Here is a 17,490-nt window from a genome sequence, read left to right on the forward strand (position 1 = left end):
CCTCAATTACAGCGACTTGGCTTTTTCGACCGCTTCTTCGATACCACCCACCATATAGAACGCTTGTTCTGGCAGGGCATCGTATTCACCGGACAAGATAGCCTTGAAGCCTTTGATGGTCTCTTTCAGGCTCACGTACTTACCTGGCGAACCGGTAAACACTTCAGCCACAAAGAACGGCTGGGACAAGAAACGCTGGATCTTACGCGCACGAGCCACCACCAGTTTGTCTTCTTCAGACAATTCATCCATACCCAGAATCGCAATGATGTCACGCAATTCTTTGTATTTCTGCAGGGTTGCTTGCACACCGCGTGCGACGTTGTAGTGCTCTTCGCCAACCACTAATGGGTCGAGCTGACGAGAGGTGGAGTCCAGTGGATCCACTGCAGGGTAAATACCCAAAGCAGCAATATCACGAGACAACACAACGGTTGCATCCAAGTGGGCGAAAGTGGTTGCAGGGGATGGGTCAGTCAAGTCATCGGCTGGCACATACACGGCTTGGATCGAGGTAATCGAACCCACTTTGGTCGACGCCACACGTTCTTGGAATTTACCCATTTCTTCTGCCAGCGTAGGTTGATAACCCACAGCAGAAGGCATACGGCCCAACAACGCAGACACTTCGGTACCGGCCAAGGTGTAACGATAGATGTTGTCCACGAACAACAACACGTCACGACCTTCATCACGGAACTTCTCGGCCATGGTCAGACCAGTCAGTGCCACGCGCAGACGGTTGCCAGGAGGTTCGTTCATCTGGCCATAAACCAGCGCCACTTTATCGAGAACGTTCGACTCTTTCATTTCATGATAGAAGTCGTTACCTTCACGAGTCCGCTCACCCACACCGGTAAACACAGAGAAACCACTGTGTTCGGCAGCGATGTTACGGATCAACTCCATCATGTTCACGGTTTTGCCCACACCGGCACCACCGAACAGACCCACTTTACCGCCCTTAGCGAACGGACACAGCAAGTCAATCACCTTAATACCGGTTTCCAGCAATTCGGTGGCAGAGGACAATTCGTCGAATTTAGGTGCAGCGCGGTGAATTGGCATGCGCTCTTCGGTGCCAATCGGACCCAATTCGTCAATTGGGGTCCCCAGCACATCCATAATACGACCTAAAGTAGCGGTACCCACGGGCACCGAAATCGGTGTACCGGAGTTCACGACCGGAAGACCACGTTTCAGGCCATCCGAGCTACCCATCGCAATGGCACGAACCACGCCGTCACCAAGCTGCTGTTGTACTTCCATGGTCAGACCGGTGTCCACCACGCGAAGGGCGTCATAGACCTTGGGGATGCTACCGCGCGGGAATTCCACGTCGATAACCGCACCAATGATCTGTACGATTTTGCCTTGGCTCATTATCGGTTCCTATAAATCAATACTGTTTCCCGCGCGCCTTACACGGCGGCTGCGCCGGCGACGATTTCCGAAAGTTCGGTGGTAATCGCTGCCTGACGGGCCTTGTTGTAGGTGAGCTTGAGGGTCTCGATCACATTAGCCGCATTGTCAGTTGCAGCCTTCATCGCCACCATCCGTGCTGCTTGTTCCGATGCCATATTTTCAGCAACGGATTGGTAAATCACGGATTCAATGTAGCGTTTCACCAAAAACTCGATCACAGAGGAAATATCCGGTTCGTACAGATATTCCCAAGAATATGGATATTCTTGTTCGAGCTCTTCTGGTTTGAGTGGCAACAACTGTTCGCTCTTCGGCTCTTGTTTCATCGTGTTGATAAATTTCGAGTACACGATGTGCAGAGCGTCGATACGACCTTCTTGATAAGCCTTCAACATCACCGACACCGGGCCGATGAGTTTGTCCATCTGAGGGGTATCCCCCAGATGTGTTGCGCTCGCCACAATGTTCATCTTCAGACGTTGGGCAGCGGTGTAGCCTTTTTGACCGAGGGCGCAGACGTCAATTTCGACGCCCTTGTCCATCAACGCTTGCGCGTCATTAAAGAACTGACGCAATACGTTTGCATTTAAGCCACCGCACAAACCCTTGTCCGAGGAAATCAGAATGATGCCAACACGCTTGACGTCGTCTCTGGCATCCAAAAACGGATGGCTAATATCCGTATTGGTTTCAGCCAGATGCGCCATCACCTCGCGGATTTTCTCCGCGTAGGGACGCGCTTGACGCATACGTTCTTGCGTCTTACGCATCTTGGAAGTTGCGACCATCTGCATTGCGCGGGTGATCTTCTGCGTGTTTTGCACGCTTTTGATCTTGGTGCGAATTTCCTTCCCGACTGCCATATCCCAATCCTTTCAGTATCGTCTGGAAAGATCAGGCGAAGTTGTAGCCGGATTTGAACGATTCGAGCGCCTTAGCCAATTTCTTGTCGTTCTCGTCAGACAGCTTGCCGCTTTTCTCGATGTCGGCCAGCACGTCAGCATGATTGGCCTTCATGTGCGACAAGAATGCCGCTTCAAAGCCCAATGCTTTTTTCACTGGCACGCCTTCGTAGAAACCCTTGGTCACGGCATACAGTGTCAACGCCATTTCGGATACGCTGAGTGTCGAGAATTGCTTCTGTTTCATCAGCTCAGTGACGATTTCACCGTGTTGCAACTGTTTACGGGTTGTCTCATCCAAATCGGAAGCGAACTGCGCAAACGAGGCCAATTCACGATACTGAGCCAAAGCCAGACGAATACCACCGCCCAGTTTTTTGATCACGCTGGTTTGCGCTGCACCACCAACACGCGACACGGAAATACCGGCGTTGATAGCAGGACGGATACCAGAGTTGAACAAGTCAGTTTCCAAGAAGATCTGACCGTCAGTAATCGAAATCACGTTGGTTGGCACGAATGCAGACACGTCACCGGCTTGGGTTTCAATGATTGGCAACGCGGTCAGAGAACCGGTTTGGCCTTTCACTTCACCATTGGTGAAAGCTTCAACATAGTCAGCATTCACACGAGCAGCACGCTCTAACAGACGGCTGTGCAGATAGAACACGTCACCTGGGTAGGCTTCACGACCTGGCGGACGGCGCAATAGCAAAGAAATCTGACGGTAAGCAACGGCTTGTTTGGACAAGTCGTCATACACGATCAGCGCGTCTTGGCCACGGTCGCGGAAATATTCACCCATCGTGCAACCGGCGTAAGGTGCCAAGAATTGCAAAGCAGCGGTATCAGAAGCCGAAGCCGCGACGATGATGGTGTGACCCATCGCGCCGTGTTCTTCTAACTTACGCACCACGTTAGCAATCGAGGAGGCCTTTTGACCCACTGCAACATAGATACATATTACGCCAGTACCTTTTTGGTTGATGATCGCGTCCAAAGCAACGGCAGTTTTACCGGTTTGGCGGTCACCAATGATCAACTCACGCTGACCACGACCAATTGGCACCATCGAGTCAACCGACTTCAAGCCAGTTTGCAATGGCTGGTCAACTGATTTACGCGCGATCACACCAGGCGCCACTTTTTCGAGAGGCGAGGTCAATTTGGTGTTGATTGGGCCTTTGCCGTCGATAGGACGACCGAGGGAATCAACAACGCGACCAACCAGCTCGGGGCCAATTGGCACTTCCAAAATGCGACCGGTGCATTTTACTTCCGAACCTTCGGAAATATGTTCGTATTCACCAAGAACCACCGCGCCGACCGAGTCACGCTCCAAGTTCATGGCCAGACCGAACGTATTGCCGGTAAATTCGAGCATTTCACCCTGCATCACGTCTTTCAGACCATGGATGCGGACGATACCGTCGGTCACCGAAATGACGGTACCGGTGGTACGCGCTTCGGTCGAGGACGGCAGGTTCTGAATCTTCTCGCGAATAAGCTCGCTGATTTCAGAAGGATTCAACTGCATGATGTCTCCTAACTTTTGAGGCTTACCGCCATTGCGTGCAGTTTGCCGCGCACCGACGCATCAATCACGTCATCCCCCACCTGCAGGCAAACCCCGCCAATGAGTTCGGGATCGACTTTCGAGGTCAGAGCAACCTGCTTGCCGTATTTGGCTTTCAGCGTTTCGGCAAGCTCGGCGGCTTGGGTTTCGGTGAGCGGGAAGGCGGATGTCACGACTACATCGAGCACACCTTCTTCCTGCTTCTTCAGGAGTTCAAACTGGCTGGCAATTTCCGGTAGCAGCGTCAGACGGCGGTTCTCAGCCAAAGCGCTGAGCAGGTTTTTCACCTGTGCATCGGCACGATCACCAATCAAACCGGCCAACAACTTTTCGACCTCGTCTGGGGTACGTTCCGGGTGGGTTACGATCCCTTGTACGTCGGGGTGGTTAACCACCGCCGACAGCCAAGCCAGCGCCTCGCTCCATGCGGGGAGACGCTTCTCTTCTTTGGCCAACCGGAATACCGCTTCGGCGTAGGGCCTTGCTACGGTAATGAGCTCTGCCATGGGGTAATTACAACTCCGCTTTGATGGAAGCCAACAAATCAGCGTGTTTAGCTGCATCGATTTCGCGGCGCAGAATCTTCTCTGCACCAGCGACAGTGATATCGGCCACTTGAGCACGCAGAGCTTCTTTAGCTCGTTGTACTTCTTGACCAATCTCAGCACGGGCGTCGGTGATAATTTTCTCACCTTCGACCTTCGCAGCTTGTTTCGCCTCTTCAATGATCTGGTTAGCACGCTTTTCAGCAGCCATCACCAGTTCAGTTGCCTGTTGCTTCGCTTGACGGATCTGTTCTTCGACACGCTTAGAAGCTTGTTCCAGATCTTGCTTGCCGCGTTCTGCAGCAGCTAAACCGTCAGCGATGCGCTTGGCACGCTCATCCATCATGTTAGTAAGCGGAGGCCAAACAAATTTCATGGTGAACCACACTAGGATAGCGAAAGTAATCGCTTGCCCTAGCAGTGTTGCGTTGATATCCACGCTTGTTTTCCTCCTTAGTTCAACAACGACATCCGCTGTGCGGCCTCAAGGATTACGCGCCCAGCGCGGCCTTGGCAGCAGACAGGAACGGGTTGTTGAAGGTGTACAGCAGAGCAACACCGACACCAATCATGGAGATGGCGTCCAACAGACCGGCGATAATGAACAGCTTGGTTTGCAGCACAGGAATCAGCTCTGGCTGGCGAGCCGAGCTTTCCAGGAATTTGCCGCCCAGAATGGCAAAGCCAAGAGCCGTACCGATAGCGCCCAGACCGATGATGAGGGCAGCGGCCAGCACGGTCATGCTTTGGATCTGAGTAACGAGAGCTTCCATTGATATCTCCTAAATCAAGTCAAGGATGGTTAAGAAAAACACGAAAAAAACACGGTTATTAGGGTTGATGCAGTGTGATACACCGCATCAACCCAGAAAATTAATGGTCTTCAACTGCCAAGCTCAGGTACACGATGGTCAACATCATGAACACGAAAGCTTGCAAGGTAATCACCAAGATGTGGAAGATGGCCCACGGCGCACCCAACAACCACTGTGCCCAGAATGGCAACAGGGCAATCAAGATGAAGATCAGTTCGCCGGCGTACATGTTACCGAACAAACGAAGTGCCAGAGAGATTGGTTTTGCCAACAGCTCAATAATTTGGAACACAAAGTTGATTGGACCAACTTTAGGGCCGAATGGAGCCGAGAACAATTCGTGAATGTAACCGCCCAAACCTTTAGCTTTGATCGAGAAACCGATAATGCAGAACATCACCGACAACGACATAGCGAAAGTTGCGTTCACGTCAGCAGATGGCACCACGCGCAAATACACGTGATGAGGATCTGCACCAAAAACATGCTCACCAATCAGTTGAGCGATGTAAGGCAGTAAGTCAACTGGCAACAAGTCCATGGTGTTCATTAAGAACACCCAAACGAAAATGGTCAAAGCTAAAGGGGCAATCACTGCACTCTTAGCATGGAACACATCTTTCACTTGGTTTGCCACCATTTCAACAATCATTTCAACGAATAATTGCAGGCGGCCAGGATTTTCCATGCTAAATGTTTTCGCCACACGCGTGAAAACAAATAGAAAGATAAAGCCCAAAGCCAATGACACACTGAATGTGTCGATATTAATTGCCCAAAACCCGCCATCATGCGGCACTGTCGCATGTGTAAGGTGGTGCTTGATGTACTCTGTCGCGTTACCTGCCATAGTCAGCTCTCGGTTTATGTAGATAGAAGACTGATCCAGTACGCTGCCTGAGCAAGCACAAACGCTCCAAGGAGCGCTGGTGCTGAAACTGACTTGAAAACCAACAAAACCACCACAAATAGCGCAATGGTCAGTAGTAATTTCGCTGCTTCGGCGCGGAAGTGGGCCTTAAGTAAAACTTGGGGCGCAACTCTGCGACGCGAGTAAGCCAATTTCGCGTACAACAAGCCCGGGAGGATAGCTAACATCCCCCCAGCCAAAGCTGACAACAATCCGATGAGGGGCGGTGACACTAAAATGCTGCCTAGCAGCATGGAAACCGCAGTCAATCGGACTTGCCAACGTAAAACCTTTGCAACCTCTCGTGTAATCACGTCTGGCGCCAAATCAAAACCGCTGGATTGTACGGGAGGCCTGCCATTCACGTCAACGCAAGCAGACCTATATCAGATGATTAAATTGTATTTATAAACCCTTATTTTTCGCAGTCTTTTTTTGTAAGCCATGCAAAATTTCGTCTAACTGAGCCAAATCGCTATATTCAATGGTCAGACGACCATTCCCACGCTTTCCATGCCGAATATGTACGGTGGTACCTAATTGGTCAGATAGGGTCTCTTCGAGACGACGAATATCGGGATCTTGTTGCAGTGCAACCTTTTTTTGCACTGCGGAATGATGGAGATAATGCTGGACACGACGTTCAGTTTCTCGCACTGACCATTGCTGCGTTGCAGCGTGTTGTGCCCACTCGATTTGTTGCAATACCGGCAAAGCCAATAAGGCCCGTGCATGTCCCATATCGAGTTTTTTTTCATGCACCAAGACTTGCACCGGCTCGGGCAGGGTCAACAATCGCAATAAATTACTGATTGCACTGCGTGACCGACCCAAGGCAGCAGCGGCGCTTTCATGGGTCATGTGGAATTCATCAATCAGACGTTGCACCCCAGTGGCTTCTTCGAGCGGGTCAAGCTGCTCTCGTTGAATGTTTTCAATCAAAGCAATCGCTAAAGCCGCTTGGTCAGGGACAGTACGAATAACGGCCGGTATGTCAGCTAAACCGGCTAATTGGGCGGCTCGCCAACGACGTTCACCGGCAATTATCTCATAACGACCCAAGCCAATTTCTCGCACGACAACCGGTTGAATGACCCCTTGTACTCGGATTGAATCCGCTAAAGCTGCCAGCGCCGCTTGATCCATGTGAGAGCGAGGTTGATACACACCCACTTGCAATGCAGTCACAGGTAGTGACTGCAACCGATCTTCACCCTGATTTTCATGGGCCAATAAAGCATCTAGACCACGTCCCAACCCTTTTAACTTTGGCTTGCTCATGGTTTCGCCTGTGCTTTACCGTAATAGGCCAAAATTTCATCTGCTAAAGCGAGATAAGCTTTAGTGCCTCGTGCCGACTTATCATACGCCAATACCGGCATACCATAACTAGGCGCTTCGGCAAGCCGCACATTGCGAGGAATCGCCGTTTCTAATACTTGATCCGGAAAATGTTGTTGTAACTCAGCGACAACTTGTTTTGATAACGTACTACGCGCATCAAATAAGGTTCGTAGCAAACCAAGCAGTTCAATGCGTGGATTTAATGCAGCACGCAGTTTTTTTAACGTATTCAGTAAATCAGTCAGGCCTTCTAAGGCATAGTATTCGCATTGCATCGGAATCAACACCCGCTCTGCCGTAGTTAACCCATTTAAGGTCAACAGGTTGAGTGCGGGTGGGCAATCAAGCAAGATAAAATCATAGTCTGCTGCAATAGGCTGCAAAGCCTGCCGCAACCGTAACTCGCGTTGCTCCAACTCGACCAGTTCTAGTTCTGCGCCAGCCAAGTGCCGGTTGGCAGGTAACACCGCAAAGCCACCTTTTTCTGCAGTCTGTAAGATCTGTGCCACCATTGCCCGACCAATCAAGAGGTGATACACACTGAGCCGCAAACCGTGTTTATCAATGCCACAGGCGGTGGTGGTATTACCTTGTGGATCAAGATCCACCACTAATACTCGTTGACCACGGGCTGCTAAGCTGGCAGCAAGGTTCACGACCGTCGTGGTTTTGCCAACGCCACCCTTTTGATTTGCCACTGCAATGCAATGCTGCATATTAAGCCACCACTAATTTGACCAAATGACGTTCAGCTTCTAAGTTCGGCACCTGCAAAGCTTCAACAGCTTGAACCCGAATATCAGCCGGTAATTGTGCAATCTCTTCATAGGGATACACCCCTTTGAGTGCGGCCCAATAACCGTCGGTTGTTAATAAGTGACGGGTCAAGCGGATAAACTCATTCAGTTCAGCGAATGCACGCGAGGTAATGACATCAAACTTGTCAGCTGGTTGATAGGCTTCCACCCGATCACAGACCACCTCAACTTGAGATAAGCCCAGCTCAATCACTGCTTGTTTTAAGAAAGTGGTTTTTTTGTGGTTGGCATCAAGTAATGTCAGTTGCCAATCGGGCCGTAAGATAGCGAATAAAATTCCCGGCATCCCGCCGCCAGACCCCACGTCCAATACTCGCCGAGCCGTGATATGTGGCAAGGCAGCCAGACTGTCTAACACATGGTAAGACAACATCCGTTCCGATTCGCGTACCGCTGTCAGGTTGTATACGCGGTTCCATTTATCTAACAGATCGACATAGGCTAATAATTGGTCGATTTGTTCGAGGCTAGCAGTAAGACCCAGTGTAGTAAGGCCATGTTGCAATTCATCGCGAGAAGAAGACATAGTGTTAATTTTTCGTGGAGCGAGTTGTTGACGACAAACCCCGCTTGAGATGGACATGGAGTAAAGAAATCGCCGCTGGCGTCATGCCTTGAATCCGTGAAGCCTGACCCAAGGTCTCGGGACGATGTTGGTTCAGACGTTGTTGCACTTCCTTCGATAAACCTGAAACCAAAGCATAATCAATGTTTTGTGGTAGGCGGACATCTTCCAACTGATCGCGGCGCGCAATTTCCTCTTGTTGGCGTGCAATATAGCCTTGGTACTTAATTTGGATTTCCACCTGTTCCGCCACCTCTGCCGCTGCTACCGCTTCACCAAAGGCAGTCAGACCAGACAAAGTCTGATAATTCACTTGTGGACGGCGTAGTAAGTCGGCCAAGGTGTATTCACGTTCAATGGTTTGTCCAAGAACGGCCAGCGCTTCCTCAGCGGGCACCAAGCGTGGATTGACCCAAGTGTGTTGCAAACGAGCGTTTTCAGCGTCAATTGCATCACGCTTGCGACAGAATGCTTCCCATTGGGCATCACTGATTAAACCTAGAGCGCGCCCCTGTTCAGTCAGACGTAAGTCAGCATTGTCTTCACGCAGTTGCAAGCGATATTCGGCGCGGCTGGTAAACATTCGATAGGGCTCGGATACACCACGGGTGATCAAGTCATCCACCAACACCCCGATATAGGCCTCGGCTCGACTTGGACACCAGCTGGCTTCCTCACGGGCATAGCGTGCCGCATTGATACCAGCCAGCAGCCCTTGTGCCGCTGCTTCTTCGTAACCCGTGGTGCCGTTAATTTGTCCGGCAAAGAACAACCCTTGGATAGATTTCGTTTCTAGACTGCTCTTTAAGTTACGCGGGTCGAAGTAGTCATATTCGATGGCATAGCCAGGGCGCAGAATATGGGCGTTTTCTAAGCCAACAATCGAACGTACCGCTGCCAACTGAATATCGAAGGGCAAACTGGTTGAAATCCCATTAGGATAAAACTCGTTTGTATCTAGCCCTTCTGGTTCCAAAAATACCTGATGACTATTACGATCAGCAAAACGATTGATTTTATCTTCAATAGAGGGGCAATAACGCGGCCCCACGCCTTCAATCACCCCAGTAAACATCGGAGAACGATCGAACCCTTGCCGAATAATGTCGTGGGTGCGCTCGTTGGTATGGGCAATCCAACAGGGCAATTGCTTTGGGTGTAGTGCGCGAGAACCTCGGAAGCTGAAAACAGGTTCGGGGTTATCCCCCGGTTGTTCTTCCAAGATATCAAAGCGAATCGTGCGGCCATCAATACGCGGTGGGGTGCCAGTTTTTAAGCGGCCGACTGGCAAAGCCAACTCACGAAGACGTGCGCCGAGTGTCACCGCAGCCGGATCACCCGCACGACCGCCGGTATAGTTTTCTAAGCCGACATGAATTTTTCCAGAGAGGAAAGTCCCCGCTGTCAACACCACTGAACGGGCTTTAAACTGAATCCCGATGGTGGTCACCACACCACTGACTCTCTCACCCTCGAGTAACAAGTCATCAACCTGTTGTTGAAACAGCCATAAATTTGGCTGATTTTCCAACATCGTGCGAATGGCGGCTTTGTAGCGAACACGGTCGGCTTGGGCACGGGTTGCGCGAACAGCAGGGCCTTTACTGGCATTGAGGGTACGAAACTGAATCCCGCCCATATCCGTGGCTAAGGCCATCGCCCCACCTAAAGCATCGACTTCTTTCACTAAATGTCCCTTGCCAATCCCACCAATGGAGGGATTGCACGACATTTGGCCGAGGGTTTCGATATTGTGAGTCAATAGTAGGGTGGTCCGTCCCATGCGAGCAGCGGCCAGTGCCGCCTCAGTACCAGCATGACCTCCACCCACGACAATGACTTCGAATTCTGTTGGGAACAACATGAGCCGTCGCTAATCTGCAAAAAATCAAGTGCGGCATTGTACGGGAATTCGCCCAACAACGTCAGCAACACAGATGCAGCAAAAACAAAAAATCACTTACACATCAAAGCCATAAGATTTTAACCTTCCATTCACTCGGGTTTCACTTTCCCTCTCTAGGCTAAAGCGGTCGTTTCAATTCGGGAGAAATCCATGTTGCAACACGGCTCGACGCTTCAGTCTCAGACATTCTCGCGCCCACGCTTTAGCGTCGGTTTGGCTCAAAACAAATGGGATGTGCAAGCAGCACAACGCTTGCGTTATCAAGTCTTTGCTGAAGAAATGGGCGCAAAACTGTCTTCTGCCCATGTAGAGCTGGACGAGGATGACTACGATGCAGTGTGCGATCATCTGATTGTCCGTGACGAGATGAGTGGACAAGTGGTAGGAACCTACCGCTTATTGCCCCCACATCGGGCACAACAGCTGTCCCAACTCTATTCAGAACAAGAGTTTGATTTGTCTGGGCTGGCACCGATTCGCCACCACCTGATCGAAATTGGCCGTTCTTGCGTTCATAAAGATTTTCGTAGTGGTGCAGTGATTACCTTGCTGTGGTCAGGCTTAGCCGAGTATTTACTCAATAGTGGTCATGAATATCTGATTGGATGTGCCAGTGTGGGCTTGGCCGACAACGCAGCCCAAGTGATTGCAGTCCAACAACATTTACATCAACACCCAGCACAACAAGCCAGCGGTTGGGGTATTTGTCCCTATCAGCCATTGGTGTTGTCTTCGTTCGATACAGCTGACCAGTTGCCCGCGCTTCCGCCTTTAATAAAAGGGTATTTGCGCGCTGGAGCGAAAATCGTCCCTGAGCCAGCATGGGATAGTGACTTTCACTGTGCCGATTTTTTTGTGATCTGGTCTCGGCAACAAATCAGCCAACGTTATGGCCGACACTTTTTAGCTCAGGCAGCCTAAAACCTGCACCAAGGCCATACAATAGCGTGCTTTGTTGGGTGAAAATGTGAGTGTGGCCGTGTCGTCGTATCCCTTACAGCCAATTGGTATTGTTGAAAGTTGCTTTTGCGAGAAATTCGGTATTCCTCGCCAACCCGGTTTAGTGGCGGCAGCACAAGGCCGACTGCGCCTATTGCCGCCATTTGACCAAGCCGACACGGTGCGCGGCCTTGAACAGTTTTCCCATCTGTGGCTGACGTTTGTTTTTCATCAAACGGTAGAACAAGGCTGGAAACCGCTGATTCGTCCGCCTAAATTGGGTGGCAATACACGGGTTGGTGTGTTTGCCAGCCGTTCTACTTTTCGCCCCAATCCGATTGGCTTATCGGTAGTCGAGCTGTTAGAGGTCGATACCACCTCGGGCGTATGCTTAACCCTCGGTGGCGTAGACTTGCTTGATGGCACACCCGTGTTAGACATCAAACCTTATCTTCCCTATGCCGATAGCCTGCCTCACGCCACCACAGGCTACGCACCACCACCACAACGTTTTATTGAGCATGTCACTTGGACAGCACAGGCACAACAGGCTTTATTGCAACTGAGTCAACACCCTAGCCAAGATCGCATGTTAATTACCGAACTGTTACAACAAGACCCTCGCCCCGGTTATCAACAAACTGAGCCAGAACGAATCTATGGTATGCAACTCAAAGTAGGGAATGTGCGTTGGCGGGTATTGCCACAGGGTGCGGAGGTGATTGACATTGAGCCCCCCCTTTAAGACTCGGCTAAGGCCCACCATCTACACTGTCACTGTGCGTATTCGCGCTCATTTTTAGATTTTGCTGGAGAACCATCATGACCTTGCAACCAAGCCGCCTTGTTTTATGTTTGACGCTGACCGCAGTGCTCGCGGCACCGCTTGCAGAAGCCGCCCGACTGGGGAAAGGGAAATCCAGTGGAATGCAGCGCAGTACCCCGACCCAAAGCTATAACCAACAAACGCCAGCAGCAAAACCACAACCGTTAGCGCCTGCACCGATGGCGCCACAAACCGCACGCCCAGCCTCCTCTGGCCCCGGAGTAGGTGGTATGGTAGCCGCAGGTGTCGCGGGTGCTGCCGCCGGCTATATGCTGAGCGAGGCCCTCAGCGATGATGAAAAAGCCGCCGCCGATACTGCCGCGAAAACCGCAGAAGGCGCAGCAAATAGCGCTGCGACAGCTGCGACCACCGCTGCACCTGCTGCCGCTGCAGCAACCCCAGCACCGGCTCCCACTGAAGAAGGGGGGGGATTCCCTTGGGGTGGTTTGATTTTGCTGATGTTGTTAGGTGGCGCAGTCATGATGTTCATGAAGAAAAAGAAAACTGCCTCGCCTTTGTCACAACGTCCATTGGGTGGTGGCTTAGCGCCAGCGGGTGGCGTGCCTTATGGTCAGGATATGCAACGCAATCAAACCCCCGGCAGTTCACTGTTCAATAACACACCCTATGCCCAAGGCGGCGGTGGGATGAGTGCGGCTTCTAACTTTGCCTCTGGTCGCTTGCCTGATGGCACCGAAGTACCTCACTTTTTGCGCCAAGCCAAAGCCACCTTCTTGCATGTGCAAAGCATGAATAATCCTGCCAACTTGGATGAAATTCGTAAGTATCTGACGCCCCAACTGTTTGATGCCTTGCGTGCTGATATTAGCGACAACATGGAGCCTGCCGATTTCCCAACGCTGAATTGCGACTTCTTAAATGCAGAACAGGAAAATGGCGGTTACGTCGCAAGCGTGCGCTTCCACGGTATGGTCAGCGAGTCGGTGAACGCACCTTTGATGCCATTTAGCGAAACATGGCACTACATCAAATCCGCACAAACCGACAACAAATGGATTGTGGCAGGGATTCAACAAGGTTAACTAGCGGCTTCCCGCAAAGCCCTTTGGCCCAACTTCGGTTGGGCTTTTTTTCGGCCTGAATTTCACGCAGCGCGTATAATCTAGACCATCTTTTGTCTTTCATCCCCAAGCGAAGAGGTAAGGCGATGGCCAATCCGCTGTACCAGAAACATATCATTTCCATCTCTGATCTGAGCCGTGAAGAATTAGAGCTGGTGGTACATACTGCAGCTGAACTCAAACGACATCCCCGCAACGACCTATTAAAAGATCGGGTCGTAGCAAGCTGTTTTTTCGAAGCGTCAACCCGCACTCGGCTATCGTTTGAAACCGCAGTGCAACGGCTAGGCGGCTCGGTGATTGGGTTTGCCGATGCAGGCAATACCTCCCTCGCCAAAAAAGGGGAAACACTGGCCGACTCGGTGAGAATTATCACCTCGTATGTGGATGCTTATGTAATGCGCCATCCTCGTGATGGTGCAGCGCGGTTGGCTGCAGAATGTTCAACTAAGCCAGTCATCAATGCCGGTGATGGTGCCAACCAACACCCAACACAAACCCTACTGGATTTGTTTACTTTGCATGAAACCCAAGGTCGGCTTGATGGGTTGAAAGTGGCTTTTGTCGGAGATTTGAAATATGGGCGCACAGTGCATTCCTTGGTGCAGGCCCTATCGTTATTTGGCTGTCGCTTCTATTTTATTGCCCCGCCGGCCTTAGCCTTACCTGACTATCTTTATGAAGAGTTAGACGAGCGCAATATCGACTATTCCGACCATGAAGACATCGAAGAAGTGGTACCAGAGCTGGATATTCTGTATATGACGCGGGTGCAGAAAGAACGCTTTGAAGAAACGGAATTCCATCAGGTCAAATCGCGTTTCGTGTTGACCGCAGACACGCTGGCGCAGGCCCGTCCCAACTTGCGGGTGTTACATCCCTTGCCACGGGTGGATGAAATTGAAACGGGTGTTGACCAAACCCCGTATGCCTATTATTTCCAACAAGCAGAAAACGGCGTTTATGCCCGCCAAGCCTTATTGGCTTTGGTTCTTAACGAGACGCTTTAAGAAAGACCGCTGTAATGGAACACAAACTTACCGTTGAAGCCTTAAAAGATGGCACTGTGATTGACCATATTCCGGCGGGTCAAGGTCGTCGGATTGCGAAGCTGTTACGTTTATCAGAAAGCGGGCAGCGGGTATATATGGGGTTTAATCTCCCTAGCCAACGCTCGGGAAAAAAAGACCTGATTAAGGTCGAAAATATCTTATTAAGCGCAGAAGACGCTAACCAGTTAGCGCTGTACGCTCCTGATGCCACAGTGAATGTCATTGAAGACTTTGAGGTAGTGGCAAAACACAAACTAGGCGTCCCAGAATCCATCGCAGGGGTGTTAGTGTGTCCAAATAGCAACTGTATTAGCCATGTTGAACCGGTCACAAGTCACTTTAGTGTCCGCAGCCGCCACGGTGAAATTCGCCTGAAATGTAAATACTGTGAAAAGGCTTACGCAAAAGAAGTTTTTACTGGTTTAAGCTAGGCCAATCGACTGGCCTTTGCAGGCAAAAACCGTTAGGGTATGGGGCCAAACTTTGTTGAGGCCAGTCGTGTCCCCTGCTCACCACCCTCCTCCTAAGCTGTGGTTGCCGATTCTTGCCACAGCAATCGCCTTGATTGTCGTCCACGGTCTTGGACGCTTTGCCTATACCCCGTTGTTGCCAATGTTGGTTGCTGACGGGGTTTTTTCTTTGCAAACCGGTGCCACGATGGCAACATGGAACTACATCGGTTATTTGCTGGGAGCCGTGTTAGCAATTCGCTTTCACCATCCCGACCACATTCGCCGTGCCCTGCCGCTCGCGCTGGCAACCAGTGCTATCACCACCAGTCTACAAATTATCGCAACGGATCCCACACTGTTTTTATTGCTGCGTTTATTCAACGGCATTAGCAATGGCATTGTGTTTGTGCAAGCGCCGGCCTTGGTGTTGGAATGGTTATCGCGGCATGGCAAGTTGGCATTAAGTGGGTTGGTATACTTTGGTGTCGGGACGGGATTGTTACTGTCGAATGCGTTGGCATGGTGGCCGCATGAGATATTGCATGGTATGGATCGCTGGTGGCCAATGGCCTTATGTGCTATTCCGCTGGCCGCATTCAGTGGTTGGCATTTAATGCGGCTAGATCGACCGGATTCACCACAAGCCGCTGCGCCCACGCCTCATACCACCACACCATTGATCGACCGCAAAAGTTTGCCACTCTTTATGGCCTATGCTGGTGCAGGTTTAGGCTATATCTTGCCCACCACTTTTCTACCGGTTGTCGCCAAAGAACAACTGCCTGCCGATCACTGGCTACTGGGTGGAGCATGGACTATTTTGGCGTGTTGCACCTTGGGCGCGGCGTGGCTGTGGAATCAACTCGGCGCACGCTTAGGGGACAAAACAGCGTTGTTATTGAATTATGCTATTCAAGGCGCTGGGGTATTTGCACCGCTGTTGTTCAGCGGCAGTGTTGGTGTGTTGTTATGTGCTGTGTTGGTCGGCACCACTTTCCTCGGCAGTGTTTTGCTTAGCCAACGCTTGGGCCGCAACCTCCACCCCCACCAAGGGCCAAGAATTTCTGCTGGTTTGGTGACGTTATATGCTTTTACCCAACTGACAGGGCCGTGGATGGCACGGTGGTGGCTTGACCATGGCGCCAGCATGACCGATACCTACTTGGTGGGTGGCGTGGCGTTGGTGTGGGCATGGCTGTGGACATTACGGACACCAAAGGCTTAAATATATTTTTTTACATAATGTTTTTTAGTGTATTATTTACCTACGACATTCTTCTTTCTACTGTGTCACAGGAGTCCAAAAATGCAATGCAATATCGGTAAAACAGAGCGCGTGATTCGCGTGATTGCAGGATTAGGTATCGTGAGTTTGGCTTTTGTTGGGCCAGCCAGCCCTTGGGCATTTTTAGGTTTGGTTCCCGTGGCAACCGGCCTGTTGGGATGGTGCCCACCTTATGCCATCTTGGGTATCAATACCTGCAAGAAATGACCTCCTCTCCACCCTAAAGAGCAGGAATTCTTACGGCGCTTTGGACTAACACAGCCTAAAGTCGCTTTGTTGAGTTCCTGCTGTTGGCGACCCTTGCTGCACCACTCACAACAACTGGGCAAGTCCTGCCCTTTTTGATGCCTATGCGGCAGCTAAAATCGCTTGGCCGCGCTTTAAAACATTGATCGCACCCAGGCAAACTTAGCCTGAGTCTGGCGGTTCTTTGCTGATACATGACCGCAACTCGGACACGTTCGGCTGGTGTTTTGCGGTAGTACGGCGATGAGATGACCGCCGTTCCACGCTAATTTGTAATCCAGCTGCTGCCGGAACTCACCCCAGCCTTGATCGAGGATAGATTTGTTCAGGCCAGATTTCGCCCGAACATTTTTCCTTTCCGCCGACTTAGACATACTTTTCACCTGCAAATCTTCAATGCATACAATCGTGTACTTTCTGCTGGCCGTTGGGTATCAGTTGAAATTTGAAGACTTAAAGTCGTTTATTTGCCTTCCTTCCCGCACTAAAGAACGGGGATACCTACGACGCTTTGGGTTAACACAATCTAAAGTCGCTTCGGTGGGTTCCTGCTGCTGGTTGCCTTGCAGACCACGCACTTGGCTGTTGAACTGGGCAATTCCTACATCGATTTATTTTTTTGCTTTACATCCTCAAAACCAAACCCCAAAACGTGCCCTTATGTGCCTGATGTCCCCTTTGACTTCCTCCCCGCCCTAAAGAGCGAGGATTCCTGCTGCCAGACGGCGAAGTCCCGCCGCGAGAATGTTTTTGGCAGCGTTGGTATCGCGGTCGTGTGTTGCACCACATTCGCTGCAAATCC

21 protein-coding genes are annotated in these 17,490 nt (G+C 51.0%); 7 read left to right on the forward strand and 14 right to left on the reverse strand.

Going from position 1 to position 17,490, the window contains the following annotated elements; translation table 11 throughout:
- Nucleotides 1-6: 6 nt before the first annotated feature.
- From atpD to mnmG, 12 genes are all read right to left on the reverse strand, one after another.
- Nucleotides 7-1,383, reverse strand: a complete 1,377-nt coding sequence (gene atpD, locus ACYVJG_RS07210; RefSeq protein WP_460430453.1) for a F0F1 ATP synthase subunit beta — start codon at nt 1,381-1,383, stop codon at nt 7-9.
- Between the two features lie 38 nt (nt 1,384-1,421).
- The gene (gene atpG, locus ACYVJG_RS07215; protein ID WP_460430454.1) at nt 1,422-2,288 is read right to left on the reverse strand and encodes a F0F1 ATP synthase subunit gamma; all 867 of its coding nucleotides are present in this window, start codon (nt 2,286-2,288) and stop codon (nt 1,422-1,424) included.
- A gap of 31 nt (nt 2,289-2,319) precedes the next feature.
- Nucleotides 2,320-3,864, reverse strand: coding sequence for a F0F1 ATP synthase subunit alpha (atpA, locus tag ACYVJG_RS07220; protein WP_460430455.1), 1,545 nt, complete (start codon nt 3,862-3,864; stop codon nt 2,320-2,322).
- A gap of 8 nt (nt 3,865-3,872) precedes the next feature.
- A complete protein-coding gene (locus ACYVJG_RS07225) occupies nt 3,873-4,409 on the reverse strand; it encodes a F0F1 ATP synthase subunit delta (RefSeq protein ID WP_460430456.1) in 537 nt (178 codons plus the stop codon).
- Between the two features lie 7 nt (nt 4,410-4,416).
- Entirely contained in the window at nt 4,417-4,887 is a 471-nt protein-coding gene (locus ACYVJG_RS07230; RefSeq protein WP_022653660.1) for a F0F1 ATP synthase subunit B, read from the reverse strand.
- A 52-nt stretch (nt 4,888-4,939) separates the two neighbouring features.
- Nucleotides 4,940-5,221, reverse strand: coding sequence for a F0F1 ATP synthase subunit C (atpE, locus tag ACYVJG_RS07235; protein ID WP_460430457.1), 282 nt, complete (start codon nt 5,219-5,221; stop codon nt 4,940-4,942).
- A 100-nt stretch (nt 5,222-5,321) separates the two neighbouring features.
- Nucleotides 5,322-6,113, reverse strand: a complete 792-nt coding sequence (gene atpB, locus ACYVJG_RS07240) for a F0F1 ATP synthase subunit A (protein ID WP_460430458.1) — start codon at nt 6,111-6,113, stop codon at nt 5,322-5,324.
- Nucleotides 6,114-6,127: 14 nt separating this feature from the next.
- Nucleotides 6,128-6,538, reverse strand: a complete 411-nt coding sequence (locus ACYVJG_RS07245; protein ID WP_460430459.1) for an ATP synthase subunit I — start codon at nt 6,536-6,538, stop codon at nt 6,128-6,130.
- Between the two features lie 40 nt (nt 6,539-6,578).
- On the reverse strand, nt 6,579-7,454 hold the full coding sequence (locus ACYVJG_RS07250) for a ParB/RepB/Spo0J family partition protein (protein WP_460430460.1): 876 nt from the start codon (nt 7,452-7,454) through the stop codon (nt 6,579-6,581).
- A complete protein-coding gene (locus ACYVJG_RS07255) occupies nt 7,451-8,233 on the reverse strand; it encodes a ParA family protein (protein WP_460430461.1) in 783 nt (260 codons plus the stop codon). The genes ACYVJG_RS07250 and ACYVJG_RS07255 overlap by 4 nt, the downstream gene beginning before the upstream one ends.
- Before the next feature lies 1 nt (nt 8,234).
- Nucleotides 8,235-8,861 (reverse strand): 16S rRNA (guanine(527)-N(7))-methyltransferase RsmG, encoded by a 627-nt coding sequence (gene rsmG / locus ACYVJG_RS07260; RefSeq protein ID WP_460430462.1) that lies wholly within the window; start codon nt 8,859-8,861, stop codon nt 8,235-8,237.
- 4 nt (nt 8,862-8,865) lie between these two features.
- Complete coding sequence (gene mnmG, locus ACYVJG_RS07265; RefSeq protein ID WP_460430463.1) at nt 8,866-10,764, reverse strand: tRNA uridine-5-carboxymethylaminomethyl(34) synthesis enzyme MnmG; 1,899 nt, start codon at nt 10,762-10,764, stop codon at nt 8,866-8,868.
- A gap of 192 nt (nt 10,765-10,956) precedes the next feature.
- Here mnmG and ACYVJG_RS07270 point away from each other — a divergent pair, with 192 nt between their 5' ends.
- The 7 genes from ACYVJG_RS07270 (at nt 10,957) to ACYVJG_RS07300 (ending at nt 16,649) form a co-directional block, all read left to right on the forward strand.
- Nucleotides 10,957-11,727: a GNAT family N-acetyltransferase gene (locus tag ACYVJG_RS07270; protein ID WP_460430464.1), complete on the forward strand. Its 771-nt coding sequence runs from the start codon at nt 10,957-10,959 to the stop codon at nt 11,725-11,727.
- 58 nt (nt 11,728-11,785) lie between these two features.
- Entirely contained in the window at nt 11,786-12,490 is a 705-nt protein-coding gene (gene tsaA / locus ACYVJG_RS07275) for a tRNA (N6-threonylcarbamoyladenosine(37)-N6)-methyltransferase TrmO (RefSeq protein ID WP_460430465.1), read from the forward strand.
- Nucleotides 12,491-12,567: 77 nt separating this feature from the next.
- The gene (locus ACYVJG_RS07280; protein ID WP_022653650.1) at nt 12,568-13,614 is read left to right on the forward strand and encodes a Tim44 domain-containing protein; all 1,047 of its coding nucleotides are present in this window, start codon (nt 12,568-12,570) and stop codon (nt 13,612-13,614) included.
- Nucleotides 13,615-13,739: 125 nt separating this feature from the next.
- Complete coding sequence (pyrB, locus tag ACYVJG_RS07285) at nt 13,740-14,663, forward strand: aspartate carbamoyltransferase (protein ID WP_460430466.1); 924 nt, start codon at nt 13,740-13,742, stop codon at nt 14,661-14,663.
- Between the two features lie 14 nt (nt 14,664-14,677).
- Nucleotides 14,678-15,136: an aspartate carbamoyltransferase regulatory subunit gene (gene pyrI, locus ACYVJG_RS07290; protein ID WP_460430467.1), complete on the forward strand. Its 459-nt coding sequence runs from the start codon at nt 14,678-14,680 to the stop codon at nt 15,134-15,136.
- A 67-nt stretch (nt 15,137-15,203) separates the two neighbouring features.
- Nucleotides 15,204-16,382, forward strand: a complete 1,179-nt coding sequence (locus ACYVJG_RS07295; RefSeq protein WP_460430468.1) for a YbfB/YjiJ family MFS transporter — start codon at nt 15,204-15,206, stop codon at nt 16,380-16,382.
- A gap of 81 nt (nt 16,383-16,463) precedes the next feature.
- Entirely contained in the window at nt 16,464-16,649 is a 186-nt protein-coding gene (locus ACYVJG_RS07300) for a YgaP family membrane protein (protein WP_022653646.1), read from the forward strand.
- 173 nt (nt 16,650-16,822) lie between these two features.
- Here ACYVJG_RS07300 and ACYVJG_RS07305 read toward each other — a convergent pair whose 3' ends face one another.
- Both ACYVJG_RS07305 and ACYVJG_RS07310 read right to left on the reverse strand, forming a co-directional pair.
- On the reverse strand, nt 16,823-17,062 hold the full coding sequence (locus tag ACYVJG_RS07305) for a zinc ribbon domain-containing protein (RefSeq protein ID WP_460430469.1): 240 nt from the start codon (nt 17,060-17,062) through the stop codon (nt 16,823-16,825).
- A gap of 321 nt (nt 17,063-17,383) precedes the next feature.
- Nucleotides 17,384-17,488, reverse strand: coding sequence for a zinc ribbon domain-containing protein (locus tag ACYVJG_RS07310; protein WP_460430472.1), 105 nt, complete (start codon nt 17,486-17,488; stop codon nt 17,384-17,386).
- Nucleotides 17,489-17,490: the final 2 nt, after the last annotated feature.

Source organism: Aquaspirillum soli (assembly GCF_054781915.1).